The sequence below is a fragment of the Aeromonas sp. D3 genome (assembly GCF_027705025.1).
Taxonomy (GTDB): domain Bacteria; phylum Pseudomonadota; class Gammaproteobacteria; order Enterobacterales; family Aeromonadaceae; genus Aeromonas; species Aeromonas salmonicida.
This window is the reverse complement of sequence record NZ_JAPDBE010000021.1, coordinates 25244-51419: the sequence shown is the minus strand read 5'-3', so window position 1 is coordinate 51419 and position 26176 is coordinate 25244. Positions and strand designations below refer to the sequence as shown.

Below are 26176 nucleotides of genomic sequence, written 5' to 3'. Positions count from 1 at the left end.
AGGGAGCCGCTTCGGGCTCCCTTTTGGGTGGATGCGGGATCACTCCCACATCAATGGATTCGCGTCACCAGCCGGACGACGCGCAGGTCTATGGCACAGAAGACGGGGTCGGCTCACACCCACAAACGGGTCGGCACCACCAGCAGCACGGTACGCTGACCTATGGCCACATTGGCGTTGGGGAAGACCACCGCTTCCCGCGTCTTTTCTACCGTGTAGCGCAGTTCACCATCCTCGGCCAGCACGAATCCCTGGGGAAACTCGGTGAAATTGTCCACATCGCTGGCAAACAGGAAGCGAAACTGCTCCGAACGCTTGTTGATCACCCGGTCGATGGCAAAAATGGTGAAGTCATCCGCGCGCCAGGGCTCGAGCGCCACCTCATCCCGAGTTACCAGCTCCTGCAGCGCCTGACGGGTCTCGATGAAGCGGGTCGTGTCGTTCTCGCCAAACGGGCGCACCTTGCCCAGCTCTACCGTGAAGGCATGGGCACCATGCTGGTGCGAGCTGTAATAGCTGAAGGTGGTGGTGGGGCCGCTGGAGAGCAGTATGGTACGCACCCCGCAGGCACCGAGGAACTGCACCTGCTCCTTGCAATGGGGCCGCTCATGGGGGAAAGGGTAGACAGCAAACTTCTCGTGGCGCGAACCGCGAATGGCGGTGTGCAGGTCGTAGTGGTAACGGGGCCGGGCAGGATTGGCAAAGAAGCGACTCACATACTGCTCGAGGCGCATGGCACGAATGCGCTCCTGATTGCACAGTCCCTCCCCCTTGCTGTGGGCACCGGAGAAGAGCCGGTTCATGTTCTCCTCCACCTCCCGCAACCCCAGGTTCATGGCGGCCGGGTTGCCAAACAGGAACAGCACCCGATGACGGGCGCTAAGCTCGCCGCTGAGCAGCCGGGTCAGCAGCTGGTTGCAGATCTCGATGGGCGCGGTTTCGTTGCCGTGAATGCCGCAGGAGAGGACGATATCCTTGCGTCCCCCGGACTGATCGCCCGCGCCACTGGCAGGCTCCAGGCAGAGCACTCCCGTATCCCACACGCTCACCCGGGAGCCATCGGGCAGGTCAAACGCGAAGGGCTCAAGCTGCCACTCGTGGTGGCGGGTCAGGGCCAAAAAATCATGCTGGGGAATCATCCATCTCACCCTTTTGTCAGGAATGCTATGGGCGGATTATACGCAAGGCGTGTGGGCTTAAAATCAGTTTTTAAACAAATTCAAACAGTAAGGATACAAAACTGGCGACAGATAGTGACAAATCGACAAGGTATGGGGTAAAGGAAGGGGAAATCACGGGAAGTAAAACAGCACTGCGGGGAAGCAATAATATCAGGCAATCATTCACACGCTGGCACGAGCCAAGTCGGGATTAAGCAATCAGGATCAGCAGAAAACAAGGCATCCATGCCCGGCAGATCAACCACGCCAGAAGGGCTTGGTGGTCTCTTGATAACGATCAGATTCGTTCAGGCCGATGTCCTTGAGCAGATACTCGGGCAGCTCGGAGAGCTGGCGACGGCTGCGGCTGCGTTCCAGCCAGGTCAGTACTGTCATTTTGACGCGAGCAGCCAGATTCAATTGGCTGGAATGCTGGTAACCGGCTTCGGTATAAGTCATGTTGGCCATGATGTGGCTCCTCTTGATGATGTCTGCGCGGGTGCATATTTATTGCGCAAAGCTTAGTCAGGAGGGACAACCGACTCAATTGACGAATTTTGATACAACGCATTAGTAAAGCTAATGCTGCATATCGTCAGCCATTAAAATATAACCAATTGATTTTTAACTATTAAATAACCGTTTTATTCCGCATGAAAACCCGACAGCATATTCTCCTGCGTGGCACACCCCTAACTATGCAGTTTCCTGCCTTGGCTATGCAGTCACCGGATCTAAAGGCGAGGCAGGCAACCTGGTGTTTACATCCAGTTGTTAAACAAGAGATCTTTTATTGATCCTTATTTAACAGAGAGATACAAAAAAAAACACCCAAATGGCTATCACTTCTGATGCTCGCCAAGGGCATCAAAAAGGAGGCACTTGGCTCACTTCCGGCATACTGGTATGGTTATTTATACAGTAGTTCAGCCAACCCCCTGCCAACTCTCTTCAGAGGATGTGACAGGGGCGACCACAGGACATGCCGATGGACACATTTACTCCGACTGCCGCCCTGCGTCAACAGATGGACGCGCTCGAAGAGGCGCTGGCCCGCCTGGCCCGACAGCTGGGTCAGCTACCCTTGCTGGAGGCTCACGTCTATCCCCTTCCTGCCGTACCCCAGGGGCAGGAACACGAGCCCATCGAGCAGATAGAAGTGGGCTATCTGGGCGCAGAGGAAGCTCTGGCGGCCACCCTGGCGGCCTATCAGGATCACAGTGCTCGCCCCGGCTGCTCCACCAAGGCTACCCACCGCCTGCCGGGCTGGCTGCGCTTCTCTGCCGCCAGCGCCAGCCAGCTGCGCCCACTGATCGAGGAGATTAACACTCGCAAACTCGCTTTTAAGGGGCTGGTGCAACAGGCAGGTGGGCGGGATGAGAAATTCGAGCTGGTACACAGGGCCCTGCCCGGGGTGATCACCTTGCAGGTCTACCGCAAGCTGACCCTGCTGGAGGGTGAGTTGCATTCCCTCGGCTTTACCTGGGCCGACAAACAAAGCATCAACCGCCTCAGCCGGGAGCAGGTGCTGGAGATGCTGGAGCGCAGCCGCCGCTATATTCCAGCGCTCTCCAACAATGAGGAGTGGAGCAAGATGGTGGATCAGGAGGTCTATGACCTTCGCCGCCTGCCTGCCGATGCCGAGCTCAGGATCCGGCGACCAGTCAAGACTCACCCCATGATCAACCTGCTCTGGCAGGACAGGGAGCCCCGCAAGCAGCAGCTCAAGGCGAGCCTGCCCTTGCTGCTCTGCTCGGATACCCAGCCCGGCGTCACCCACCTTGGCCACTACCCGCCCAAGCTGCGGCAGGCGCGGCGAGATCGCAAGATTGGCGGTGAGCCCATCATAGAACGGCTGCACCTCTACCTCTATCAGGGGTAGCCACGAACCGGCAGACTCCCCCTCTCCTGATGGTGTGGCAAGATGCCAATTCGCAGCTCCGCAGCCCTGGCTGAGCGGCCACCTCTTTGACGGGATCTCCTTTGCAGACACAGACATAAACGAAGGGGGGATCGCCTGCTGGCGATCCCCCCTTGTACACAGCGTCAGCCTGATCAGCCCATCAGCAGGGCGCGCAGGCTCTCCACATCCAGCCCGCGCACTTCGGACTGGCCGCTCAGCAGGCCATCGGCCAGTGCACGCTTCTCGTCGTGCAGGGCGACAATCTTCTCCTCCACCGTCTGCTCGCACACCAGCCGATAGACAGTCACCGGCTGGGTCTGCCCCATGCGATGGGCCCGATCGCTCGCCTGATCTTCTACAGCCGGGTTCCACCAGGGATCCAGGTGCAGCACCGTATCGGCCTGGGTCAGGTTGAGACCTGTGCCCCCCGCCTTGAGGCTGATGAGGAACAGCGGCACCGGCTCGTGCCGGAAGCGCAGTATGGAGTCCTGGCGGGACTTGGCGGAGCAGCCCCCATCCAGATAGCAGTAATCCCATTTTTTCTGTTCAATGCGCGCGCGCAGCAGGCTCAGCAGATCGACGAACTGGCTGAACACCAGCACTCTATGACCGTTGCCGATGGCCTCGTCCAGCAGCGCCATCGCCTCGTCCAGCTTGCTGCTGGTCTGTGACCACTCGGGCATCACCAGCTCGGGGGAGCAGCAGAGCCGGCGCAGCCGGGTCAGGCCGCTCAACACGTGCATCAGGGCGCGGCCATCGGCACTTTGCACCTGCTGCACCACTTCGCGCCGGGTTGCTTCATACAACTGGCGCTCCTCGGGGGAGAGACTGATGTGATGAATGATCTCTGTCTTGTCCGGCAACTCGGTCAGCACCTGCTGCTTGAGACGACGCAAGATAAAGGGACTGATCACAGCCCGCAGCAGGGCCATGTGCTGGGGATCTTTTACCGCCTTGCCGAAGCGGCGCTTGAACTCGCCCAGGCTGCCAAGCAGACCCGGGTTGATAAAGGTAAACAGGCTCCACAGTTCCCCTAGGTGGTTCTCGATAGGGGTGCCGGAGAGGGCAAGGCGAAAATCCCCTTCGAGCTGGAACAGCAGCTTGGCACGCTGGGTGCCGGCATTCTTGATCTGCTGCGCCTCGTCCAGCACCATACTGGACCAGCGGCGGGACTTGAGCGCCTCCGCCAGGCTGCCGAGCATGCCGTAGTTGAGCAGGATCACCTGGCCGGCCCTGGCATCGCGGATCACCCCTTCCCGCTCGGAAGGGTTCTCGAATACCACCACCTCAAGTTCGGGGGCGAAACGTGCGACCTCTTCCTGCCAGTTGGTGACCACTGACTTTGGCACCACCACCAGCGCCGGACCCAGGTGCTGACGCATGCGCAGCACTATGAGCGCCTGCAAGGTCTTGCCCAGACCCATGTCATCGGCCAGACAGGCACCGAAGCCATGATGGGCCAGAGTCGCCAGCCAGCGTACCCCGTCCTTCTGATAATCCCGCAGCGGGGTCAACAGTTCGGCGGGGCATTCCACCTCCTGCTGCCACTCCTGTTGCAGGGAGTGCCAGGCGTCATCCCCCTCAATGGTGATGACGGAGAGCAGGCGGGTGAGCGGATAGGCCAGCTTGTTGTTGATGCGTTGCTCTTCATCCAGCATGGCGCCCAGCATGGTGAGCCGCTCCACCAGCTTGTCACTCAACATCAGGCTGGTCTTCTCGTCGAGCTGGACGGTGCGCTGACCTGGCGTCATCTGGCGCAGGATGAGACGCAAATCGAGGATCTGGTGCTCATCGAGGGCCAGTGCCCCCTCCACCTGGAACCAGTCCTGGCGCCGCTCGATACGCAGGCTCAGGGCTGCTTCATCCAGACTCTTGAGGCGGGCGCTGTCCTGATGCCAGTGAATGACCACACCGGCATCCACCAGCTCGGGCAGGGCGTTGACCAGCGCCAGCGCCTGCTCCCCCTGAAGTAGCCACTCACTCCCTGGCAGCCCTATGGGCAGTGAATTGCGCAGTTGCTGGGCCTGCCCCTTCTCGGCGAGAAGATCTCGCTGCCAGTAGTGATAATCCTTGCTCCCCTGGCGCACTATGGCCTCCCCCTTGCCAAGGGGAAGCGGTGGCAACTCACCCTGCCGAGTCACCAGCTTGACCGCCAGCTGGCCATCCTGCCAATCCAGCTGTACCGAGGGAATACCGGGCCAGGGGGCCAATTCGGCATTGCCTTGCAGACCTGCCACCTGGCTGTGCCAGGGCAGATCGGGGATGGCGTCCAGGGTGCGCTGCAATTCGCTTAAGCCCTCGGCGGGCAACAGGGGGATAGATTCCAGTGCAGGCAGACGATCGAGCAGCGCCTGAGGGGTGAGGATGAGCTGCCACAAATCCTGTGCCAGCGGCAGTATATGGGCACCGCGCGCCGCGGCGGACGGGCTCAGCAAGGCACTCATGCCCTGCTCGGTGGCGATAATCTGCAACAGTGGCGCACTGACGGCCAGTTGCAACTTCTGCCCCTTGGCATTGAACAGGCGCGGATGAGTGGCAAGGGGAGCCCAGGCCTCTCGTGGCAGCTGGCCCATGACCCTAGGCAGGGTGCGCACCAGCGCCCAGTCCTCTTCGTCAAGCAGAGCGGCATATTGAGTCGAGAGCAGCGCGGGATCGACCCGGCGACCGGCGGTCCACTCCCCTTTGGTGCTCTGCTTCTGGATCTTGCACTCAAGCTCGGGCCCTTCGGCATGCAGCAGCCACACCAGCCGCTCCTGCGCCTTGCGCACGCCGCTGGAACGCCCCAACCCCTGCAACCAATTGAGCCAGCTGGCCGAGGCGGGGGTCTTGTCGTCTTCGTCCTGGTCTGCGGATGCGTCATCCCCGTTGGCGGCTCGCAGTTGCTGCAGCGGTGCGCGCTGCGCCCCCTGCCCCAACAGGAGTCGCAGCAGATCCTGGCAAAAGGCCATCAGCCTGTGATGGGGTTGTGCCTCCAGCACATGGGAGAGATCCCACTTGTGCAGTATGGCAACCTGGGGGCTCTGCTCCCCGTGCCTGGCAAGGGCGCAGAGATCGAGCCAGAGGTAACCCCAGTGCAACTCTTCCAGCGGCAATTGAAGGGTGTCGAACAGACCGACCGCCTGACCATGACGATCACCGGCCCACTGACCCAGCAGATCCGCCAGCAACGGAAACTGATTACCCAGACTGCGTTGCCACTTCTTGCGCTGCTCGCTGGCGATCACGGGGTCAGCTTGTTGCAACCAACCGAGCCAGAGCAGAGCACTGAACATCAGTGGCCACTGCCCCTTGGTACCCTCTGCCTGCCACTGGCCCAAGGCACCGAGCAGCCGTTCGGCAAGGGGTTGCTCTCCCCCCTGCTCCGCCAACTGCTGCAAGGCGGGCCAGTGTGTGGTGACCTCGCCGGCAAGGTCGCCACAGAGCCACTGCCATTCGGCGGCGAACCCTTCGCTCACGCTTTTCAGCTCGGGGGCACAGGCGCTGGCAACCGGTGCGAGCGGCCACTGTGCCCCTGGCTCGGCATCGAGCAGGGTTTGCAGGGAGAAGTGCATCAACATCAGTTGCTGCCATTGCGGGCTGGAGCCCGGCAGCAGGCGATGGGCATCGGTCACGTCGAGCAGGCCAAGCAAATCGGCCGCAAGATAGTAGGTCGGCACCTGACCCACCTCACCAAGACAGAGCTCCCGTACCAGCGCCAGCGCCATCTCCTGGCCGGTGACCGAGGGCACCCGTGCCCAGTTAGGCATGGGGCAGGCTCCCGAACGTACCGCCAGGATCAACGCCAGGGTTCCCTCAGCCGTCAGACTCCACTGCTGCTCCCCGCGCAGGCGCACCAGTCCCTGCTGCTGCAACTGCTCCAACTTGTCGATCAACGCCCGCCCGAGCGGCATCTGCGCTTGCAGCTGTTCTTGCAAATAGCGGGTACTGGCGGTGCGCTGCAACTGCAGCTCACTGAGCAGGGCATAACAATCGAAAGAGAGGGTGAACGCAGACATCAAGACTCACGGGCAGGTGCAAAAGCGGAATTTTAACGGGAAAGCGGCGGCGGCTCGACCCTTAACCGCGAAATAACTCAAAAAAAAGCCGACTGGCTCATATAAACCAAGGAGCACGGAGGATCACAAAGGATGGAAGAAGACATGCCAAGATGGGAGAACCTCGGCGAAATGACAATAAAAAAGGCGCCGGAGCGCCTCTTTAGGGTGAAACGTGCCGAGATGTCAGCCCTCCAGTTGCGCCAGACGGGCTTCCAGAGCTTGCAACTGTAACTTGAGGGTTTCGACCTCTTCTTCCAGCACGCTCAACCTGTCCGCCGCCGGGGAGGCATAACTGCTGGCAGGGGATGCCTCGGCCAGCGCCTGCAGATCCACCTCACCGCTGAACAGATGGGCATAGCGGGATTCACGCTTGCCCGGTTCGCGGGGCAACTTGACCACATAAGGCCCCTGCTCAATCAGAGCGGCCAAGGCAGCATCCACCTGAGTAACATCATCGAAGCTGCACAAGCGGTTGGTGCGAGAGCGCAACTCACCCGGTGTCTGAGGGCCGCGCAGCAGCAGCTCGCAGACGATACCTAGCTCCTGCTCGCTGAACTTGAGAGTACCGAACTCGGTATTGCAGAAGCGGTGCTGGTAACGGGGTACCCGGGCATTGAAACCGGCAGTGTTGACGACCAGACGCTTGCGGATCAGTTCATCCACCACGGCGCGGATATCCAGCTCGGAGAGCTCCAGCACAGGTTCGCGGTTGCTCTTCTGGTTGCAGGCATTGACCAGGGCATTGAGGGAGAGGGGGTATTGATCCGGCGTGCAGATCTCTTTCTCTATCAGAGCACCGATCACGCGGGCTTCCAATGGGCCTAGCACTAACTCCATTTCATACTCCCTTTCTAAAACAAGACGTTGAGGTCACTATCTTAGCCATGGCGCCTCTGCCGTCCAGCAAAGGCGCCTATTTTTGCGAAGCAGTAGTGCGGTTGGTGAAACATCGCGCAACCTTGCCGCCCTGCTTTGCACCTGCCGCCGGCATCAGGAGGAGGGTTTACCCTCCAGCGCAGTGGCAACGGATTTGGCGGCCGAGCCAGTTAGCAAGGGATCACCCGGATAGAGCATCAGGGCTTGCGTTCGTAGCGCCTGCGCTTCCTCTTGTCGCCCAAGCGCACCGAGTGCGATCACCATATTCGCGTAAATATTGGCTCTGGGGGTATGGCGTACAAATGCCTGACCCCAGTCGAGATAGGCTTCCAGCTCAGCCTTGTTATCAGTCTGCAAGCCCACCATCAACCGCACCGAGTTCACGTCAAACTCCACCCGGGTCAACCAGGCCATGGGGTTGACGACATCGAGCAGCAGGGTTGGATCCTTGTAACCGCCGCGCTCGTACTTGGTCACCACCCAGGCGGTATGAATGGCAGTGAGCATGAAGGGCACAACCAGCACAGGGATGGCGATAGCCAGGAAGCGCAGCAGCAACCAGGGGCGATAGACATATTCATGCCAGCTGGCTGTCTGCATCCCCTCCTCCACTTCCGCATCCAGCACATGGATCAGCAGCAGCAGAGCCCACCACAGAGCGATGGCGTGATAGAGCGGATATTCGGTCTGGGTGTGCAGCAGTATGGGGGTCACCAGTGCCAGCAGCGCCGCCCCCTTGACCCAGCCCGCCCTGGCAAGCCGCCACAGCAGAGCACCGCCCATCAGCACCATGCCGATCATGGGGGCCAGCCCCCCTTCCACCGCCCAGTAGAGAAACTCGTTGTGGGGGTGATCGAGGTTGTAAATGGCCATTCCAACATTTGGATCTACTTGCAGAGCCGCGGTGTAGGCGTGAAAAAAGGTAGCTTCAAACCCGCCATACCCAACACCAAGTAGCCAGTTTTGAAGGAGTAAATGCAAACTAAAAGGCCAGATATCGGAACGGGCACCGCCAGAGAGATATACACTCATCCCCCGATTGACACCAGACACCCAATACTGGGAAGCCAGCCCGACAGCGATCCCCAGTAAGACCAGACCGAGCATTCGTACCAACAAACGTTGACGATGCAACTGTGGCACAAGCAGGATAAACGTCACCACCCCCCCCAGCTGCCCCACACGGGATTGCAACACCACCAGCAGCACGCTGGCTGCCAGGATCACCCCATAACGCAGCCCTCGTAGCCAGACATTGGCATTGCCGCGCAGCTCAAGCCAGATAGCGAGGGAAAGTCCGGTCGCCATAAAGGTCGCCATCACATTGGGCTGCTGGAAGATGCCATAAGGGCGATTGGCCCGAGTGTCATAACCGAGCCAGTTGCCCGGGGTCAGCAGGTAATACTGCACCAGCCCGAGCAAGGCCTCTATCGCTACCGCCCCCAACAACAGATAGAGCAACTGATCACGGGCCTGACGAGCCAGTTGCCATTGGTACAGACAAAACAGAAACAGCAGACCGGCAAACAACCCCAGCAGTCGTGGAATGGCATAGTCCTTGAGTTCAAAACCGGGATACGCCATGGGTAGCAACAACAGGAATCCACCAAACCATAGCCAGCCCTGCAAAGACGAGAATATCAACCGCTGTTGCAAGGTGACCTGCCACAACCCCAGGCCGATGACTAGGCTGGCAAAGACCCAGCCCCAGGCATTGAATGGCAGATAGAGCCCGGCACCACCGGGGTTGTGCATGAAAAAATGCATGGCCAGAAGCCAATACAGCACGCTGACCAGCCCAAAGACCCTTGTTGTCATCCTCATCGGCCCTGACCCCTTGCTTTCATTCTTTTGAACACAATCACCAACCCCAAAAAAGAAAGGGGGCAAAGCCCCCGTTACTTACTTGGTAAACATTATGCCTGTTCAGGCCGACGGAAAGCATGGCGTACCAGCACGATGCCGATGCCCAGCATGCCACCGAGCAAAGTGGCCAATACCACTATCATGGCGCGCTTGGGTTTATCCCGTGACAGGGGTTCTTCCGGCGCATCAAGATACGAGAAAGGTCTGAAGCTGATGTCATCAAGTTTCACCCTTTTCAGACGCTCGATCCGAGTCTGCAGATCGACAAGTTTCGGCTGATAAGTATCCAAATCTATAGTCTTGAGCACCTTCAGTTTTTCTTCCAACCCTTTGGTACCCAAGGTGATAGGAAAGCGCTCCCTATTATTATAATTCTCAAGGGGCTGGGAAACGCCAGCAGCTTTGGCAATAGAGATTGTTAGTGCCGTTCCGCTAATTTCACGCTTGAGTGCTCGTTCAGCATCTTCAGTTGTGAGCTTTAAATTCGCCATCAGCACATCAAGTTTTATCGATTGCTGATCAGCCAACTCGCTGACCAAACGTTGTTGCTGCTTAGTTGAGATGAAACGAATGTAGCTTTCCAGCATCTTCAGTGCGTTACCGGACGTATCGGCACTCACTGTCAAAGTCACGCCAGGCCTCTCTCCTTTTTTATCAACGGCCTCAGCAGAAATAAAATTTGCCCAGTCACGTATCCATCTACGCTGTCCCTTCTCATCCAGTTGAGCTGTTTCAATATAATTCTTGAATAGCTCACTGTTTTTCAAAAACTCACGGCGATTCTCATAAGCGTTGAACTCACGCACGAACTCGTTATACAAGGTGCTCTTATCAGGAAAACCTGTGACTCCCAACAACTTGGCTTGACTGGCCACACGCAACATGGGGAGAAGATCTTTATTCTCGGGTGCCTGGATCACAGCATTGGCTGACCAGGTCTGCGGGGCCAATAGTGCGTAGGCAATCCCGGCGATGGCAAACACACCTGCGACCAAGAGGATCAACAGCTTCTGGCGCCACAACACCAAGATCAACTCACGCAAATCAATCTCATCAGAACCAGTGGACTGCACCCACTGCGCCGGCACATCTGGAGTTCTCTTTTTCATTTGTTATCTCTTCCATTAAAACTCAAAGGACTGATGTCTTATCCAAGCTCATACCATGATGACTAAATCTGCCGCCTGACTATCCTTATCAGACAAAAACAGAGGGTACTTATCCGACAGTGGCCAATTTATTGCCAATAAGGAAGAATCCCAGCGGATACAATGCTCATCGCCAGGCTGATAATAATCGGTACACTTGTAAAAAACATCCGCCATCTCGCTCATCACATAGAAACCATGGGCAAAGCCAGGGGGGATCCACATCAGCTCCCCTTGGTCAGCACTCAATATATGCCCCACCCAAGTGCCATAAGTAGGAGAGCCAACCCTGATATCTACTGCAACATCGAAAATGGTGCCCGTCATTACCTGCACCAACTTTCCCTGTGGATAACGCTGCTGGTAATGCAAACCTCGCAAGGTCCCACCGAATGAACGACTTAAATTGTCTTGTACAAACTTGTGCTCCCCACAATACAGTTCAAATTCACTCTGACGAAAACACTCCATGAATTCCCCACGCTTATCTCTGTATATACGTGGTGTTAGGATTATCACATCAGCCAAATCAGTAGTGCGGTATTGCATCTGGATACCTAAAATGGATGTAAAAACTACAACTATTTATTTTCAAGATAACTAAAAGGGTTGTATCATAAAAATATGACATTATCACCAAGATTAAAATATCAGCAATTTTATAAAAATGCAAATTCTCAAAACGCTTCGCAAAAACATTTACATTCAAGTGACTTTAAAACTTGAATTTAACTTAATTAATGGAGTAGTTCCCCCTTATCAAAAGAGCGACTGGCGCAGAGCTAAACTAGCAGACTGATATAAATTATAATTATCCACATAATTAGTCGCTTTGCATAGGAATGATAATAACAACTCACTACAACCGGTTTAACGTTTCCAGAACACCTTTGCGCCAATCTGGTAACTGCACACCATAGGCGTGACAAAACTTTGTTGTATCAAGACGAGAGTTTAGTGGGCGAGATACCTGACTCAAATAATTATCACTGGTCACCGAGATTAAGTTAGGTACTCTGTCTACCAGCCCTAAATCTTTCGCCTCACTAAAAATAAAACGGGCATAGTCAAACCAACTGACGCCACCTGTGGCAGCGATATGATAAACGCCAGCCAGCAGTGGATTCGTCAACACCTGCTCGATAGCCAACAAGACCATATCTGCTAACATAACTGTAGAAGTCGGAGCGCCAACTTGATCACAAACCACGACTAATTCAGTCTTAGTATGCCCCAACTGCAACATAGTCTTGATAAAATTATTCCGCCAAGGGCTATGTAACCAACTAGTACGAATAATCAAATAGCGACAACCGCTGGTAATAATCGCCTGCTCACCGAGCCATTTACTCTGACCATAAATATTTAAAGGGCTAGGCTGATCACTCTCATGCCATGGTCGTATGCCACTGCCATCAAATACATAGTCGCTAGAAAAATGTACTAAAAGTGCATTATATCGCTTAGCCAACCCAGCCAAATGAGCAACGCTATCGAAGTTAACAAAAAAAGCTTTTTCAGGCTCCTTTTCTGCCGACTCAACGTTGGTATAAGCAGCAGCGTTGATGATTACCCGAGGGAGAGTAGAGGCTATCAATGTACTCAGGGAGTCATTACCTAGATAATATTTCCCTGTAGCTGGATAATGCAAAAATCTCTTTGACTTAGCATTAGCGAGTTCAATAAACGAACACCCCAACTGCCCATTTTCACCTAATAACAAGATCTCGTCAAAGTTCAAAAAAACCTCTCTGACTAATGCACAGATAAATTCGTTTCTGAATTTAGAAAGTTAATTTCGTCAGCAGTAGCAATAAAAGGATCACCTTTTTTCTCCCCCCTAGCCTTCCAGACAAGATCACAAATACCATCAGTTGGACTAAAACCAGCAGGAACGCTTAACAACAGATTTCTAATTTGCTCATGATCGAAATGATGGCAAGCATCATCAAGTTTTACTAAGAAAGCACGCAACTCAGGCCAAGGCACCATCTGCTCAGATGCCTTCATAATCCGTGGATGGGCAGTCCCCTCAACTTGCTCACCAATCAGTAGCTCCTCATATAGTTTTTCACCTGGACGCAAACCTGTTATTTTTATCTCAATATCACCGTCTAAATTATTTTCGCTTTTAAGCATCAAGCCACTCAATCTAACCATTCTATGAGCTAAATCGAGAATCTTGACAGGCTTGCCCATATCTAGGACAAAAACATCACCGCCGCTTCCCATAGCTCCCGATTGAATCACGAGCTGAGACGCTTCGGGAATCGTCATAAAATAACGAGTAATATCAGGATGTGTAACTGTTAATGGTCCACCGTCTTTAATTTGTTTACGAAACAATGGCACCACAGATCCAGAAGATCCCAGAACATTACCAAAACGCACCATACAAAATCGAGTTTTATTTTGAACATCAGATAACGCTTGCAGAACCAACTCGGCCAAGCGTTTGGTTGTTCCCATTGTATTGGTAGGGCGCACAGCTTTATCAGTAGAAATCAACACAAAAGTCTCAACCTGAGCGCGAATAGCCGCCTGAGCACAATAAAGTGTGCCAAACACATTATTACGCACGCCTTCCACTACGTTATATTCAACCATAGGTACATGTTTATACGCTGCGGTATGGTAAACTGTCTGTATATTGAAACTACTCATCACTGCTTGCAAACGATGCTGGCGCTGTACAGATCCAAGTAAGGGTACTATCTCAACTTGCAAGCCTTCAGTGCGACAGAGTTCATTTAGTTCTTTATCTATCGCGTATAAACCATACTCGGATAGCTCAAACAATACCAATTGAACAGGCTTACACCAAATAATTTGGCGACAAAGCTCTGAACCAATAGACCCACCAGCACCGGTAACCATAACCCGTTTGCCTGCAATATTCGCATTGATCAACTCAGGGATAGGATCAACCGCATCTCGACCCAATAGATCCTCAATCGATACCTCTTTCAGCTCATCAATGTGTGCATGCCCCGCGACCAGATCGACCATCCCTGGTATGGACAATACTTCACAAGGAAAATGCTCCAAGCGCTGGATTACATTCTGGCGTACGGCTCGAGAGGCGCTTGGCATTGCAAGCAAAACTTTTTTAATATCAAACTGGGAGATCAACTGGCCGACCAAATCTGGACTGTAGACATTAATGCCCTGGATCATCATCTTCCGTAATGCAGGATCATCATCGATGAATGCGACTGGAAAAAACTCCTTACCCTGGTTTAATGCCACCTGCAACTGCCGACCAGAAGCACCAGCACCATAAATAAGTACGGCTGTGCGTTGGTGTTGACCACGATTGACCAAGGCTCTGAAGAATAATCTTATTCCCCCGACTAGCAATATTGCAAAGGAAAAATAAATAACAGATACAGTCCTTGGTAATTGTACTTCCATGAAGAAAGCTAGCATCACCAGTGCCATTGTGGAAATAAATACACCTAGCGATACAGTCCATAACACCTTAAATCCTACGTAACGCAAGACCGCACGATAAAGCCCTAATCGAATAAAAATAATGATGGTTACTGGCAGTAATAATGCCAGTAACTGCCAATGAGAATAGCTTTGTATGGGAATTCCAGCATCTAACCTCACCCAATATCCGCCCCAAAAAGCCAGTGATATTAGGACAGTATCAGCAAGTACGCTGACTACCCGTTTATAGATACGGGGAATACCAAGAAACATGGCTAGCATCATATTACCTTGTGTTTAAAAATGGCGATAACATTCATTATTAACACCACTAATCATTATCACTTAGCATGAGGCTAGCGATAATACCTCTGCCAATACGTCACAGGATTTTTGCATCTCATCATCAGTGAGGGTTGGATGCACCAGCATCATCATACTAGTTTCACCCAATAGTTTAGCGTTGATGAGACGTGTTTCTGGGCGCCATGGTGTTCCATCAAAGGCCGCTTCCAAATACACTTCTGAACAACTTCCCTGATAGCAAGGTACTCCCCGGGCAGAAATTTCCTCAACTAAGCGGTCGCGACTCCAACCGCTTGCAAGATGCTCTGACTTAACAAAAAAGTAATGCTTATATTCTGCATGCACTATGTCATCAGGGACGGTGACTACGCGTAGTGCTGAGTAATTAATTGCCACCGAATCCAGCTTGGCGGCATTGGCAATACGCTTTGCAGTCCAATCGCCTATACGCTTGAGTTGAATTCTACCAATTGTGGCCTGCATCTCCATCATCCGCCAATTAGTACCAAAACTATCATGTACCCAACGAAAACCTGGTGCATGTTGCTTGTGATAAACCGAGTCATAACTCTTGCCGTGATCTTTATATGACCACATGGCTTGCCACAGAGTTTTATCATTGGTTGTCACCATGCCCCCCTCACCACCAGTCGTCATGATTTTATCCTGACAGAATGACCAGGCTCCGACATGACCAAGCGACCCCACTGAGCGTCCTTTATATTTTGCACCATGAGCCTGAGCACAATCCTCAATCACATAAAATCCTTGCTCTGCCGCCAATGCCATAATTGGGTCCATATCGGCCGGCATGCCGGCCAAATGCACTACGATCACAGCTTTAGTATTTGGCGTTAACACAGAACGAATTGAATCAGCGGTGATATTCTGACTATTGAGATCAACGTCAGCAAATATCGGATTAGCTCCGGCAGTAATCACTGATGATACAGATGCCAAAAAAGTGCGCGGAGTTACTACGACATCATCTCCTATACCAACGCCAAGAGCCTTTAATGCTACATCTAATGCTAAAGTGCCATTGGCTAATGCAACCGAATAATCAGTACCGACCCAGTTTGAAAATTCTTTCTCAAACTCGCGGCATTCATTGCCGGTCCAGTAGTTAACTTTATTTGATAAAATAACTTGGCTAACAGCATCGGCCTCTTGCTGCGTAAAAGAAGGCCAGGGAGAAAATTGAGTATTTAACACAGAATGCCCTTAATACTAGTAGAGTAGAAAACCTAAATATTATATAGCTCTGGCAGGTGTACCGACCACAATTTGATGATGTGGCACATCGCGAATAACAGTAGCGCCAGCTCCCACTACCACCTCATCACCAACCGAAACTAATTGTTTGATTTGTGCACCGATACCAACCCAAGTTTGTAGTCCAATATTCACACCTCCGGCCAACTTAGCACCTGGGCTAATATGCACCCCATCTGCCAGCACACAGTCATGTTCGATACAGGCTGCAGTATTTAGAATACAAGCCTCACCTACAGAAGCAAATGGATTCACTACTGTATTCGCCATTACAACCGTGCCTGCTCCCAAGCTGGCATAACGACTCACTACTGCATTCGGATGAACTAGTGGGCTAATAATTGCTCCTATTTTCTGTAACTGCCGTAATTTATTTACACGGGTAGCATTATGACCGATAGCAACCACAACCAAGTCATAACGATGAGCCGATTTTAGCAGAACATCTGAATTACCAAAAACCGACCAATGAGCAAGTTGGGTCAATTGTGGCCAGCGATCATCAAAGAAGTGAATCTCATTAAAGTTATTAAGTTCAGCTATCTCAGCAATGACTTTACCATGGCCACTTGCACCTAGAATTGCACACTTAGTCATTGGGATTACCTTCAAAAGGTTTAATCGTTGCATGACCTTCAGCTGTAATGCCTTCTTTTATAAAAACCTTCTTCACAGTAAGAAATAATATTTTAATATCCAACCATAACGAATAGTTATCTACATACCATACATCAAGTTTAAACTTATCCTGCCAACTAATCGCATTTCTACCATTAATCTGCGCCCAGCCAGTTACACCAGGGCGTACTTCATGGCGGCGAGCCTGCTCTAGATTATATAGTGGTAAATATTGCATCAGCAACGGGCGTGGACCTACCAAACTCATCTCACCTTTTAATACGTTCCACAGCTCGGGTAACTCATCCAAGCTAGAGGTACGTAACTTGTTGCCAAACGCGGTCATTCGTTCGACATCAGGTAATGGGTTGCCTTGCGAGTCTGTTGCATCTTTCATCGTCCGGAATTTAACCATCTTAAATGGCTTACCATGTAGACCAGGCCTAATTTGCTGGAAAATAACTGGTGAGCCTAGATTTTTACGAATTCTCCATGCAATCAGGACCATAATTGGTAAAAAAACAAGCAAAGCCACAAGAGAAATTAAAAAATCAAAGCATCTTTTCATCATCTAAACCAACTATTTATTATACAGTTCAGTCTATGTTAATCATTACCAAACAAGTCACGGGTGTAGACTTTACTAGCAACATCGATGAGCTCTTTAGACATACGATTTGATATGATAACGTCAGCTATATTTTTGAATTCAGCAAGACTGGTTACAACTCGTGAGCGATAAAACTGCGTATCTTGTAGCGATGGCTCATATACAACAACTTCTATTCCTTTCGCTTTCAACCGTTTCATAATACCTTGAATGCTAGATGCACGGAAGTTGTCTGAACCAGCTTTCATTATCAGGCGATAAATACCCACAGTTTTTGGATTACGCTTTAATATTGACTCTGCAACAAAGTTTTTACGTGTTGTGTTGGACTCGACAATTGCTCCGATTATACAATTAGGTATATCTGCATAATTAGCACGCAGCTGCTTGGTATCTTTGGGCAGACAATAACCACCATAACCAAATGAAGGATTATTGTAATGATTTCCAATACGTGGGTCTAGACATACGCCCTCAATGATCTGGCGCGTATCCAGGCCATGAGTTTCTGCATAAGTATCTAACTCATTAAAATAAGCGACTCTCATTGCAAGATAAGTATTTGAAAATAACTTTACGGCCTCAGCTTCTGTCGAGTCGGTGAATAGAACTTGGATATTATCTTTGACAGCACCTTGAACTAATAAACTTGCGAAGACCTTAGCCCGCTCACTTCGTTCGCCAACGATAATACGAGATGGATGCAAGTTATCATAAAGGGCTCGGCCTTCTCGTAAGAATTCTGGTGAGAAAAATATATTTTCACAATTCAATTCATTTTTTATTTTTGCGGTATAGCCAACCGGCACTGTAGATTTTATAACCATGATGGCATTCGGATTTATTGCCAACACGTCCTTAATAACAGTTTCAACGGAAGATGTATTAAAATAATTTGTATCAGGATCATAGTCAGTTGGTGTTGCAATTATTACATAGCGAGCATCTTGATAAGCCAACACCTTATCAAGTGTCGCAGTGAAGTTGATATCTCTATTCGTTAAAAAATCACTTATTTCTGCATCTATAATCGGTGATTGTTTATTGTTTAACTGAGCAACTCGCTCTGGAATAATATCAACGGCAATGACCTGATGATTCTGAGCCAGTAGCATTGCATTAGATAACCCAACATAACCAGTACCAGCAATAGCAATTTTCATTTTCTATCCTAAACTTGACTAGTATAACTATACTAGTTATCAACTGCTGCCAACAAAGCATCTTGCAGGCGCCGAGCCATTAAATCACGTGAATATTCGTTGTAAGCAAGATGCCGACAAGCTTGCTCGGCTTGCTTATACCTTGCCTCATCATAAAGAAAACTATGCAACATCGATGCTGAATGCGTCACATTGTGCGGATCAAGCACTAAACCGCAATGATTCTCTTCAATCAACGCTTTTTGCCAGCCACCATAATTAATCGCAATTGGAGTACTCGATGCCAGTGCATCGAATAGTTTATTCGCTGAATTATGCCACATTTCCGGGATTGGACCGAATAGGGATAATGAAATATCTGCAGCAGAAAGAACACTCACTATTTCGACTTTAGGAACAGGATCAAGAACATAAAAATTTTTATTTAAAACACCCGACTTTTTTGCATATGCAGTAATCTCTTTTTTCTGCATACCATCACCGATCGCTACGAAACAAATATCACTTCCCTGTGTCAACGATGCAAGAGCTAGATCAACCATATATTTGACATTATTAATCAGACCAAATGTACCAGTGTACACCACCAACTTTCTATCGCTAATAAATGATAACTTGTTCAGTCTGTATTTAATTCCAGTTTCTTTAGCAACATCAAATAATGAAGTATCGCAACTATTCGTCGCTAGCGTTACCATCTCGGGGGCAATACCTTTTCGGATAATGCCATCGCACATACCTGGTGATAGCCCCACCAAACGTTTGGCATTTTTATAGGCGAAAATTTCTAACCATTCTGCTATTTTTATAACAACAGGATTTTTTATTGCACCGACAGCTATTGGCAGTTCTGGCCAGAGATCTCGGACCTCAAACACCATAGGTACCTTTTTAATCTTGGAATATATGACAGCAGGTATTGCTATTGTCAAGGGTGTGCTAGTAGCCAGTACTACATCCGACTTAATAGCAAGTGCCTTGATAGTCGCACGCACTGAGAAATTAATGAATTTAATAATTCTGCTGTAAAAACTATCTTTATTTGAATATGCAAGATGCAAGACATTGAGTTTAATCCCATCCAACTCCAACTGATTCCATCCATTGTGAAAATGGAAGTTGGATGACATAAAAGCAGAGGATGTTATAAACTCGACTTGATGACCATTTTCTACAAAACGCTTAGCCATCTCGTATGAACGCGTTCCTCCATTAGACTCTGGAGTTGCAAAATATTGATGTAAATATAACACTTTCATTTATCTAGCCTTCTGCCTTATAAAATAGCCCTGTAACAGTAATCTAAAGCACATAAACAGGCTTAATTCACTTATTTTAGAAAATCTGATCCCCCACCTAATAAACAAAACTATTGCCAACCAATGAGGCACAAACGACAAGAGGTATCCTTTTGCCTGCATGCTTTTCATGTAGTCAATATTTCTATTTGATAATAGCGTGGTGTGGTAACAGGCGACGCAATCCACATAAAAGATACTGGCAGAGTGGTTAAAACAGTCAAGGATGAACTTATTTTCTTCACAGCAAGGCAACTGAGTACCTAATCCTAAACTTCTATCAAAATTTATTTGATGCTCTTTAATAAAACTTACTTTCACTATAATTTCGATAGAAGAAATCTTTAAGAAATTCAAACTTGAATGCTTCTTAAAAAAAGAGTAATTCTTATAAAGTGCATTTTTTTCCTCTAATGAACCAATCTTTACAAAATATAAATCTCTATTCTCATGAACTATCTCTGCAAGTATTGAAGATATATTATCCAAGTCAATTTCTATATCATCATCTTGAAACCAAATGTATTCCCCTTGTGCAATATGGATACAAGTGTTTCTATTTTCGCTTAACCCTACAGACTCACACCTAGTAAATGTCACTCTTGGGTGATCAGAGGAATATACTCTAGCTTCTTTACTTTGGTATGAAACCAGGAAATCTATTCTTCGATCTATCATATCTGCATATCTAGATAACTTATCATTAAGCCCATCTAAGTTGGATGTATTGGTAGATACTCCTATGGTTAATTTTATATCCACATTCTGACCTTTTATATAATTAGTTAAAAATATAATTGAAATACAGAAACTCACCCTTTGCTAATAAGGTGACTTTTAATAAATATGGCAGAAGTAGATACATTACAAAAAATAAAACACATGGGGTATTGCCCTTTTTATAAAAATAAATCAACACCCAATAAATTGGGAATATATAGAAGAAAACGAAATACATGGCAATTCTATACATAAAGCCGAAATCTAAATATAGGATCAAAAACCAATATGTTATGCACCAAACGCTAACTAGCACTCTAGATAAACCACCAAAACCAACGGATTCAAGCTTATCATTTACGTACAAGAACCAGAAGACTATGAACACAGGTATGTAATATAGTTTACTAAACAATGAGGATATTGGTAGTTTCTGACCATATTCATTTGTTAGATAGTGGCGATACATAGGTAAATACTCAGTAATCAGCGTCTGGAAAAGACTACCACCGATCATTAATAGTAATGGTATTATCATAAAAGACCATAGCTGAAATCTTTTAGAACATCTTGAGAAGATTAATGATGGAATGAATAGAATAAATACCAATGATGTTTTATGGAGAAAAAATGCTAACAGACCCAATAAGAGAAAGCGTATGTAAGACTTTTCATAAAGATACATTAAAATAAGAGGGAATAAACCTAGCGCCATATACTGGCGTATTCCATTCATTTGATTATGGAATATATTCGTCACTGTAAAGAAAATAAAGAAGACTACAATTATTTTATATCCGTATCTTTTATTAAGTTTATACACTGTAATAAAAATGACTAAAGTATTAAATATGGATGATATATAAAAAATTGCCTGATCCCCTAACGAGGACCATCTTACTAATCTGAATATATAATAGAATAAATACTCTGACTTATTATAAAAGCGCTCTACTCTATCTAAATCGAAATATGTCAGCTTATACTCAAAATAATCCGTACCAACACCATATTGAGTTGATGAAACGATGGCCATGATATAAATCAAGGGACTATAAAGAATTAAAAAGGCAGGCAAACTTTTTACTGACACCTTACTTTCTAACATATAGATATACAGCAATGAAAAAATTAGAAGCAGTGTATATACCACATCAAATCACCCTATATTAAAAACGACTTAAAAATCATGCAGTCCATACTTTTATGTATTGATCTGTTACTGAGTTAGGGGAGTGTTTCTCTAAAATATACTTAAGTGATCTCTCTATTATTTTGTTACGAAGCTGCATATCTTCGATAAGTATCGCCATAGCCTGTTCTAATTTATTTTTTTGTGCAATACCATTAACTCCAATCTCAGTTATTAATTTATCATCTACCACAAAATCTTCAAAACCTGACACAACCAATTTCCCATTTGCCATACCGAGTATGGCATTTACACCTCGATCATAGCTATATAACTGATCTAGAAAAATATCGGCAGAGTCAAATCGCTTTATATACTCATCATAGGGCAGACCGGAGACGACTTCATAAATCAGCCTATCAGGATATTTTTCTTTCAGAGATAGCATAGTAGCATCAAGTATGTCATTTCCTTTGCGTATGTCTTTACCTTTTTGCCAGCCATGAAATACATTGACGACCTTGTTTTCACGTATAAAAGACTGAGTCTCATATATATTCTTTGTTCGTATCAGCTGTTCTTGGTCTATCGGAATACCAATTATCTCTGTGACCTTGTCAGACCAAGTATACGCATTTTTATAATCAGTCAAACCAGGTATTATTTTGCTTGATATTACAACAGCATAATCATTTAACTGTTTATAACCAATGCCGTATATGTATTTTAGAGAAAAAAGATATTTTTTACACGTCAAGAGATTGCACTTATCTAACGGGCTATATTTCAACTTACCACTTAAACATAGCTTGACCCAATAATAGTCATCGCCCAAAGCACATAAGAAAAACTTGCCGTTATTTTTTTTTAGCTTCCTTAAGAGCATGTAATTTGCAATTGAGGAGTATGCTGTTATTGGGGCAGGGTTAATTAACTGAACAATGTCAAACCCTTTAAGTTTATCAAGATCAGCTCGCTTTTTAAAATAGGATATAATTCCTTTAATACCCAGGTAGTATAAAATGTTTTTTACTATTGAACTTTTAAAAAATCCAGTTTCAGATACAGCAAGGTCGACATCCCGAGGAAAATTTTTGTATCCATCACCATCAGATACTGTTGTAACAGTATGTCCTTGGGAAATTAGGTTTTTTGCCAGATTGGTATGTACTCCGGAGTACTCTCCGACTAATAAAACTTTCATATGACCGAGTTCTCGAGCAGGTTAAATTTTAACGCGCTAATCTCTTAACATTAAAATACATGAATATGAAATAGATACTATAAGTAACTAAATAAGATATAGTAACTCCTTTAATTCCTACAAAAAATATAAGTGGGTAAGAAACTGTGACGAATAGAATTGAGAATAAAATTTCAGATGCTATAAATATCTTAGTTTTACCTCTCGATAACATGGGATATGCATATAACCAACTTGCAATCTTGATTACATCGCCACACAATTGAATCGCAAACAGATCACGTGCGGCAGTGAAATCTGAAGTAAAAAGAATCCATATAGCCAGATCACGTAATAAATAGACACACAATGCCATCGCGGCTACAACAGGAATGATAATCCGTGCTGTCTTATTAATCTCGTCGGCAATTGCATCTACGCCGACTAAAGACGAAAGACGAGGTAAATAATAGGTGCCCAAAGCCATGGTGATCACACCAAGGTAGACTTCTGATATTTTCCACACTGCCTGCCAATGACCTGCCGCTTCCCACCCCACCTGGTGAATCAAAATTGTACGAACCAAGATAAGCGATATCGGCACAGTCAAAGCACTGGTGATCGCCATCAGCATATATCCACCGATCGACCTTCTTGCTTCCGGCGTTGAACTACCCCACCAGTATTGCAATCTAAACCAAGGTTGACGCAGATTGGCGATGAACATCACCAGCCCAATCAAGGCAGCCTGTACCGCAGCGGCAAACAGGGCCCCCTGGATATTGGCGAGCATGATCATGGTCAACATGACGGCCGCTGAAACCAGGGCTGACAACATACCCAGCCCCACATAACGGCGATAAAGCTGCTGACCATTAATGACTGAGTTGCAAAGCGTGCCTATGGCTGACAAGGGTAATACACAGATAGTGGCCATGACGATCCAGGCCAGGGACTCATCCTGAAATAGCCAATCAGCGATATGGTTGGCCATTAGCAATCCAGTGGGAATTGCAACAGCAGAAATAATTAGAACCCATTGCAAAGCAGCTCGCCACCAAGGTGCGCACGCCTCAAAACCCTGATCTTTCTTCTCGGCTGTATAACGTACGATCCCGCTACCTACCGGGGCATTTATAATGCCATTCAGGCAGCCCACCATACTTTGCACTTGACCCAGCATGGCCATGCCACTGGGGCCGGTATATACAGCCACTACCTTGGCAATAACAAATCCCATCACCATCTTGAGCAACGTTAATAGCCCGGTCATGGCTGTGACTTTTAACAAACGCTTCATGCTCTAAAGCCGTTTACCGCATCGATTACCTTTGTTACGGCCTCATCGCTCATTGTGGGATCCATAGGGAGTGAAAGGACTTGCCGATGAATTTTTTCGGTAAATGGCAGCTGGCAATCCTGAAACTGTAGATAAGCCTGTTGCTTATGAGGCGGAATAGGATAATGGATCAGAGTTTGAATTCCTTGCTCGGTCAGCCACTGCTGTAACTGTTCACGTTCGTCACAGCACACAACAAAAAGATGCCAGACATGAGCACTTTCTGTCGTGACCTGAGGCAATCTCACCAGTGAGTTATTGATACCTTCACAGTAACGTTGGGCAATTTGCTGGCGACGGGCGGTTTCCCTCTCCAGGTAGGGTAATTTCACTCGCATCATTGCCGCCTGAATTTCGTCCAAGCGGCTGTTAACCCCTTGATACAGGTTTTCATATTTCTTGTGGGACCCGTAATTACGCAGCGCCCTGATTGTCTGAGCCAACTCATCATTATTCGTTGTTACAGCCCCTGCATCCCCCAGCGCCCCCAGATTTTTCCCCGGATAGAAACTGAAACCAGCCGCATCTCCCCAGTTACCCGCTCGTTTTCCCTCAATTTCTGCACCATGCGCCTGAGCACAGTCTTCCAATACAAGTAGACCCGATTCAGCGGCAATCGCCATCAACTCTGACATGGGAGAAAGCTGACCATAGAGATGGACTGGCAATATTGCTTTGGTCTTGGCAGTTATTGCTGCACGAACAACGCCGGGATCGAGGTTATAAGTATCCGGGTTGGGCTCAACCAAGACAGGTACCAAATCGTTTTCGGTGATCGCCAATATGGATGCAATATACGTATTGGCCTGCACTATTACTTCATCGCCAGCTTGCAATTTTCCAAGTGCTTTCCAGGCACGCAGCACCAGATTGAGGGCATCAAGGCCATTAGCAACACCGATGGCATGTTTGGCACCACAATAGTTGGCGAACTCCACTTCAAATTGGGCCAGCTCGCTACCCATGATATACCAACCAGAATCTATCACTCTTGCACAAGCATCTTTTAATTCTTTTCCGTATTGACTATTAATAGATTTTAAATCAAGAAATGAAATCATAATCTAGAGATCCATGAAGAATATAAAGTTAATTACTCCGAGACTGACGAGCATCAGCATCTTCATTCTAGTTTTAATTTAGTTTAGCGCTTTATATTAGTAAAATTAAGAGTTGACTTTAATAGCATTAAATTATAGCAATGCTTTAAACTTATCCCTGCTTTTCATTACTGCATCTTTAGTAATTTCAAAGTAATAATGCTCAGCATCCTCGCCTGTTTTAATTGCACCAAACTTCTCATGAAAACTAACAACTTTAACATTATCTTTTATCACTTCGAAATGGCTTTTATTAAAACCAAGTATATTAAAGCCAAAATCATATATCATAAAAGCACTTTCAATAGATGAATAACGTGTTTTATTTTCATTGAGTATCCAGCTTCCCCAACAAAACGACTCATCTTTGATGTCATATATTCTGACCGTACCACAAGGAATCCCATCCTTTCTTTCAATAATAAAATAAAATTGTTTGCGTTCTTCTTCGTCCTTTTTATATCTTCTTATCCAAGCCTTTTGGTTATCTACATTATCGTCTACAGCTGACAAAAACCTATTATACCTTTCATCCAATCTTAACTTCAGAATAAACTCGGCATCATCTTCACTTATTAACCTCATATTAATGGTTTTAGATTCTAGCATTTGATACGCCCTTAATGTATTCGTTATAACTTCTTATATAATCAGCTTCATCATAAATATCGCTAGCTAATACCAATAATATACAATCTTCACTAAAATCATACATCTCATGCCACTGCATGACATCAATCAACAAGCCCTGTGATGGCGAGTTTAATATAACTTCATTTTTCTGAACTCCATCATCCATGACAAAACGGCAACTGCCACTCAAGCAAATGGCAACTTGTTTTAACTCTTTATGGGCATGGAAACCACGAGCAACACCTTTTTGAGTACCGTAAATGTAGTAAACACGTTTTATTTCAAACGGAATATTTCTATTCCTTTGAAGAGCTACCAACGAACCACGCTCATCCCCTAACACGGGCAGGTCAATCAACGTTATCAAACTCATT

General features: G+C 47.8%; 22 protein-coding genes. 1 reads left to right on the top strand and 21 read right to left on the bottom strand.

From position 1 onward, the window contains the following. Positions 1 to 113 precede the first annotated feature (113 nt). A complete protein-coding gene (gene astE / locus OKC28_RS13355; protein WP_270689676.1) occupies positions 114 to 1139 on the bottom strand; it encodes a succinylglutamate desuccinylase in 1026 nt (341 codons plus the stop codon). 279 nt (positions 1140 to 1418) lie between these two features. Continuing rightward, on the bottom strand, positions 1419 to 1628 hold the full coding sequence (locus OKC28_RS13350; protein WP_017412738.1) for a DUF1127 domain-containing protein: 210 nt from the start codon (positions 1626 to 1628) through the stop codon (positions 1419 to 1421). A gap of 520 nt (positions 1629 to 2148) precedes the next feature. On the opposite strand from OKC28_RS13350, the gene OKC28_RS13345 reads away from it, so the two are divergent. Then, the gene (locus OKC28_RS13345) at positions 2149 to 3042 is read left to right on the top strand and encodes a DNA replication terminus site-binding protein (protein ID WP_270689673.1); all 894 of its coding nucleotides are present in this window, start codon (positions 2149 to 2151) and stop codon (positions 3040 to 3042) included. A gap of 173 nt (positions 3043 to 3215) precedes the next feature. Here the strand turns inward: OKC28_RS13345 and OKC28_RS13340 are convergent, their stop codons facing one another. From OKC28_RS13340 to OKC28_RS13255, 19 genes are all read right to left on the bottom strand, one after another. Then, positions 3216 to 7058: a DEAD/DEAH box helicase gene (locus OKC28_RS13340; protein WP_270689671.1), complete on the bottom strand. Its 3843-nt coding sequence runs from the start codon at positions 7056 to 7058 to the stop codon at positions 3216 to 3218. Positions 7059 to 7283: 225 nt separating this feature from the next. Continuing rightward, entirely contained in the window at positions 7284 to 7937 is a 654-nt protein-coding gene (locus tag OKC28_RS13335) for a YceH family protein (protein WP_005319007.1), read from the bottom strand. A 153-nt stretch (positions 7938 to 8090) separates the two neighbouring features. After that, positions 8091 to 9731 (bottom strand): Wzy polymerase domain-containing protein, encoded by a 1641-nt coding sequence (locus OKC28_RS13330; RefSeq protein ID WP_442865759.1) that lies wholly within the window; start codon positions 9729 to 9731, stop codon positions 8091 to 8093. 161 nt (positions 9732 to 9892) lie between these two features. Continuing rightward, positions 9893 to 10951 (bottom strand): LPS O-antigen chain length determinant protein WzzB, encoded by a 1059-nt coding sequence (locus tag OKC28_RS13325; protein ID WP_270689668.1) that lies wholly within the window; start codon positions 10949 to 10951, stop codon positions 9893 to 9895. Between the two features lie 48 nt (positions 10952 to 10999). Then, entirely contained in the window at positions 11000 to 11539 is a 540-nt protein-coding gene (gene rfbC, locus OKC28_RS13320; RefSeq protein WP_087755328.1) for a dTDP-4-dehydrorhamnose 3,5-epimerase, read from the bottom strand. A gap of 310 nt (positions 11540 to 11849) precedes the next feature. Beyond that, complete coding sequence (rfbD, locus tag OKC28_RS13315; protein WP_270689664.1) at positions 11850 to 12731, bottom strand: dTDP-4-dehydrorhamnose reductase; 882 nt, start codon at positions 12729 to 12731, stop codon at positions 11850 to 11852. A gap of 14 nt (positions 12732 to 12745) precedes the next feature. Next, entirely contained in the window at positions 12746 to 14707 is a 1962-nt protein-coding gene (locus OKC28_RS13310) for a polysaccharide biosynthesis protein (RefSeq protein WP_270689742.1), read from the bottom strand. 63 nt (positions 14708 to 14770) lie between these two features. Beyond that, positions 14771 to 15946, bottom strand: a complete 1176-nt coding sequence (locus OKC28_RS13305) for a DegT/DnrJ/EryC1/StrS family aminotransferase (protein ID WP_087755326.1) — start codon at positions 15944 to 15946, stop codon at positions 14771 to 14773. Between the two features lie 39 nt (positions 15947 to 15985). Continuing rightward, complete coding sequence (locus tag OKC28_RS13300) at positions 15986 to 16603, bottom strand: acetyltransferase (RefSeq protein WP_265432044.1); 618 nt, start codon at positions 16601 to 16603, stop codon at positions 15986 to 15988. Beyond that, positions 16596 to 17195 (bottom strand): sugar transferase, encoded by a 600-nt coding sequence (locus OKC28_RS13295; RefSeq protein WP_270689658.1) that lies wholly within the window; start codon positions 17193 to 17195, stop codon positions 16596 to 16598. The genes OKC28_RS13300 and OKC28_RS13295 overlap by 8 nt, the downstream gene beginning before the upstream one ends. A 35-nt stretch (positions 17196 to 17230) precedes the next feature. After that, positions 17231 to 18397, bottom strand: a complete 1167-nt coding sequence (locus OKC28_RS13290; RefSeq protein WP_270689656.1) for a nucleotide sugar dehydrogenase — start codon at positions 18395 to 18397, stop codon at positions 17231 to 17233. Positions 18398 to 18429: 32 nt separating this feature from the next. Then, a complete protein-coding gene (locus OKC28_RS13285; protein WP_270689654.1) occupies positions 18430 to 19656 on the bottom strand; it encodes a glycosyltransferase family 4 protein in 1227 nt (408 codons plus the stop codon). Next, on the bottom strand, positions 19657 to 20457 hold the full coding sequence (locus OKC28_RS13280; protein WP_270689652.1) for a glycosyltransferase: 801 nt from the start codon (positions 20455 to 20457) through the stop codon (positions 19657 to 19659). 19 nt (positions 20458 to 20476) lie between these two features. After that, entirely contained in the window at positions 20477 to 21523 is a 1047-nt protein-coding gene (locus OKC28_RS23005; RefSeq protein WP_442865758.1) for an EpsG family protein, read from the bottom strand. 79 nt (positions 21524 to 21602) lie between these two features. After that, a complete protein-coding gene (locus OKC28_RS13275) occupies positions 21603 to 22751 on the bottom strand; it encodes a glycosyltransferase (protein WP_270689650.1) in 1149 nt (382 codons plus the stop codon). 28 nt (positions 22752 to 22779) lie between these two features. Further along, on the bottom strand, positions 22780 to 24030 hold the full coding sequence (locus OKC28_RS13270) for an O-antigen translocase (RefSeq protein WP_270689648.1): 1251 nt from the start codon (positions 24028 to 24030) through the stop codon (positions 22780 to 22782). Then, complete coding sequence (locus tag OKC28_RS13265) at positions 24027 to 25130, bottom strand: DegT/DnrJ/EryC1/StrS family aminotransferase (protein WP_270689645.1); 1104 nt, start codon at positions 25128 to 25130, stop codon at positions 24027 to 24029. The genes OKC28_RS13270 and OKC28_RS13265 overlap by 4 nt, the downstream gene beginning before the upstream one ends. Before the next feature lie 132 nt (positions 25131 to 25262). Then, positions 25263 to 25778 carry a GNAT family N-acetyltransferase gene (locus OKC28_RS13260; protein ID WP_270689643.1) on the bottom strand — a complete coding sequence of 172 codons (516 nt, stop codon included), beginning with the start codon at positions 25776 to 25778 and terminating at the stop codon, positions 25263 to 25265. Continuing rightward, positions 25765 to 26175: a sugar 3,4-ketoisomerase gene (locus OKC28_RS13255; RefSeq protein ID WP_270689641.1), complete on the bottom strand. Its 411-nt coding sequence runs from the start codon at positions 26173 to 26175 to the stop codon at positions 25765 to 25767. Before OKC28_RS13255 ends, OKC28_RS13260 begins: the two co-directional genes overlap by 14 nt. Position 26176 lies beyond the last annotated feature (1 nt).

Excerpts from the sequence above, each read along its gene's own strand:
- astE (WP_270689676.1), bottom strand. The coding sequence starts at position 1,139 with ATGATTCCCCAGCATGATTTTTTGGCCCTGACCCGCCACCACGAGTGG.
- OKC28_RS13350 (WP_017412738.1), bottom strand. The coding sequence starts at position 1,628 with ATGGCCAACATGACTTATACCGAAGCCGGTTACCAGCATTCCAGCCAA.
- OKC28_RS13345 (WP_270689673.1), top strand. The coding sequence starts at position 2,149 with ATGGACACATTTACTCCGACTGCCGCCCTGCGTCAACAGATGGACGCG.
- OKC28_RS13340 (WP_270689671.1), bottom strand. The coding sequence starts at position 7,058 with ATGTCTGCGTTCACCCTCTCTTTCGATTGTTATGCCCTGCTCAGTGAG.
- OKC28_RS13335 (WP_005319007.1), bottom strand. The coding sequence starts at position 7,937 with ATGGAGTTAGTGCTAGGCCCATTGGAAGCCCGCGTGATCGGTGCTCTG.
- OKC28_RS13330 (WP_442865759.1), bottom strand. The coding sequence starts at position 9,731 with ATGCACAACCCCGGTGGTGCCGGGCTCTATCTGCCATTCAATGCCTGG.
- OKC28_RS13325 (WP_270689668.1), bottom strand. The coding sequence starts at position 10,951 with ATGAAAAAGAGAACTCCAGATGTGCCGGCGCAGTGGGTGCAGTCCACT.
- rfbC (WP_087755328.1), bottom strand. The coding sequence starts at position 11,539 with ATGCAATACCGCACTACTGATTTGGCTGATGTGATAATCCTAACACCA.
- OKC28_RS13310 (WP_270689742.1), bottom strand. The coding sequence starts at position 14,707 with ATGCTAGCCATGTTTCTTGGTATTCCCCGTATCTATAAACGGGTAGTC.
- OKC28_RS13300 (WP_265432044.1), bottom strand. The coding sequence starts at position 16,603 with ATGACTAAGTGTGCAATTCTAGGTGCAAGTGGCCATGGTAAAGTCATT.
- OKC28_RS13295 (WP_270689658.1), bottom strand. The coding sequence starts at position 17,195 with ATGATGAAAAGATGCTTTGATTTTTTAATTTCTCTTGTGGCTTTGCTT.
- OKC28_RS13290 (WP_270689656.1), bottom strand. The coding sequence starts at position 18,397 with ATGAAAATTGCTATTGCTGGTACTGGTTATGTTGGGTTATCTAATGCA.
- OKC28_RS13285 (WP_270689654.1), bottom strand. The coding sequence starts at position 19,656 with ATGAAAGTGTTATATTTACATCAATATTTTGCAACTCCAGAGTCTAAT.
- OKC28_RS23005 (WP_442865758.1), bottom strand. The coding sequence starts at position 21,523 with ATGTTAGAAAGTAAGGTGTCAGTAAAAAGTTTGCCTGCCTTTTTAATT.
- OKC28_RS13275 (WP_270689650.1), bottom strand. The coding sequence starts at position 22,751 with ATGAAAGTTTTATTAGTCGGAGAGTACTCCGGAGTACATACCAATCTG.
- OKC28_RS13270 (WP_270689648.1), bottom strand. The coding sequence starts at position 24,030 with ATGAAGCGTTTGTTAAAAGTCACAGCCATGACCGGGCTATTAACGTTG.
- OKC28_RS13265 (WP_270689645.1), bottom strand. The coding sequence starts at position 25,130 with ATGATTTCATTTCTTGATTTAAAATCTATTAATAGTCAATACGGAAAA.
- OKC28_RS13260 (WP_270689643.1), bottom strand. The coding sequence starts at position 25,778 with ATGCTAGAATCTAAAACCATTAATATGAGGTTAATAAGTGAAGATGAT.
- OKC28_RS13255 (WP_270689641.1), bottom strand. The coding sequence starts at position 26,175 with ATGAGTTTGATAACGTTGATTGACCTGCCCGTGTTAGGGGATGAGCGT.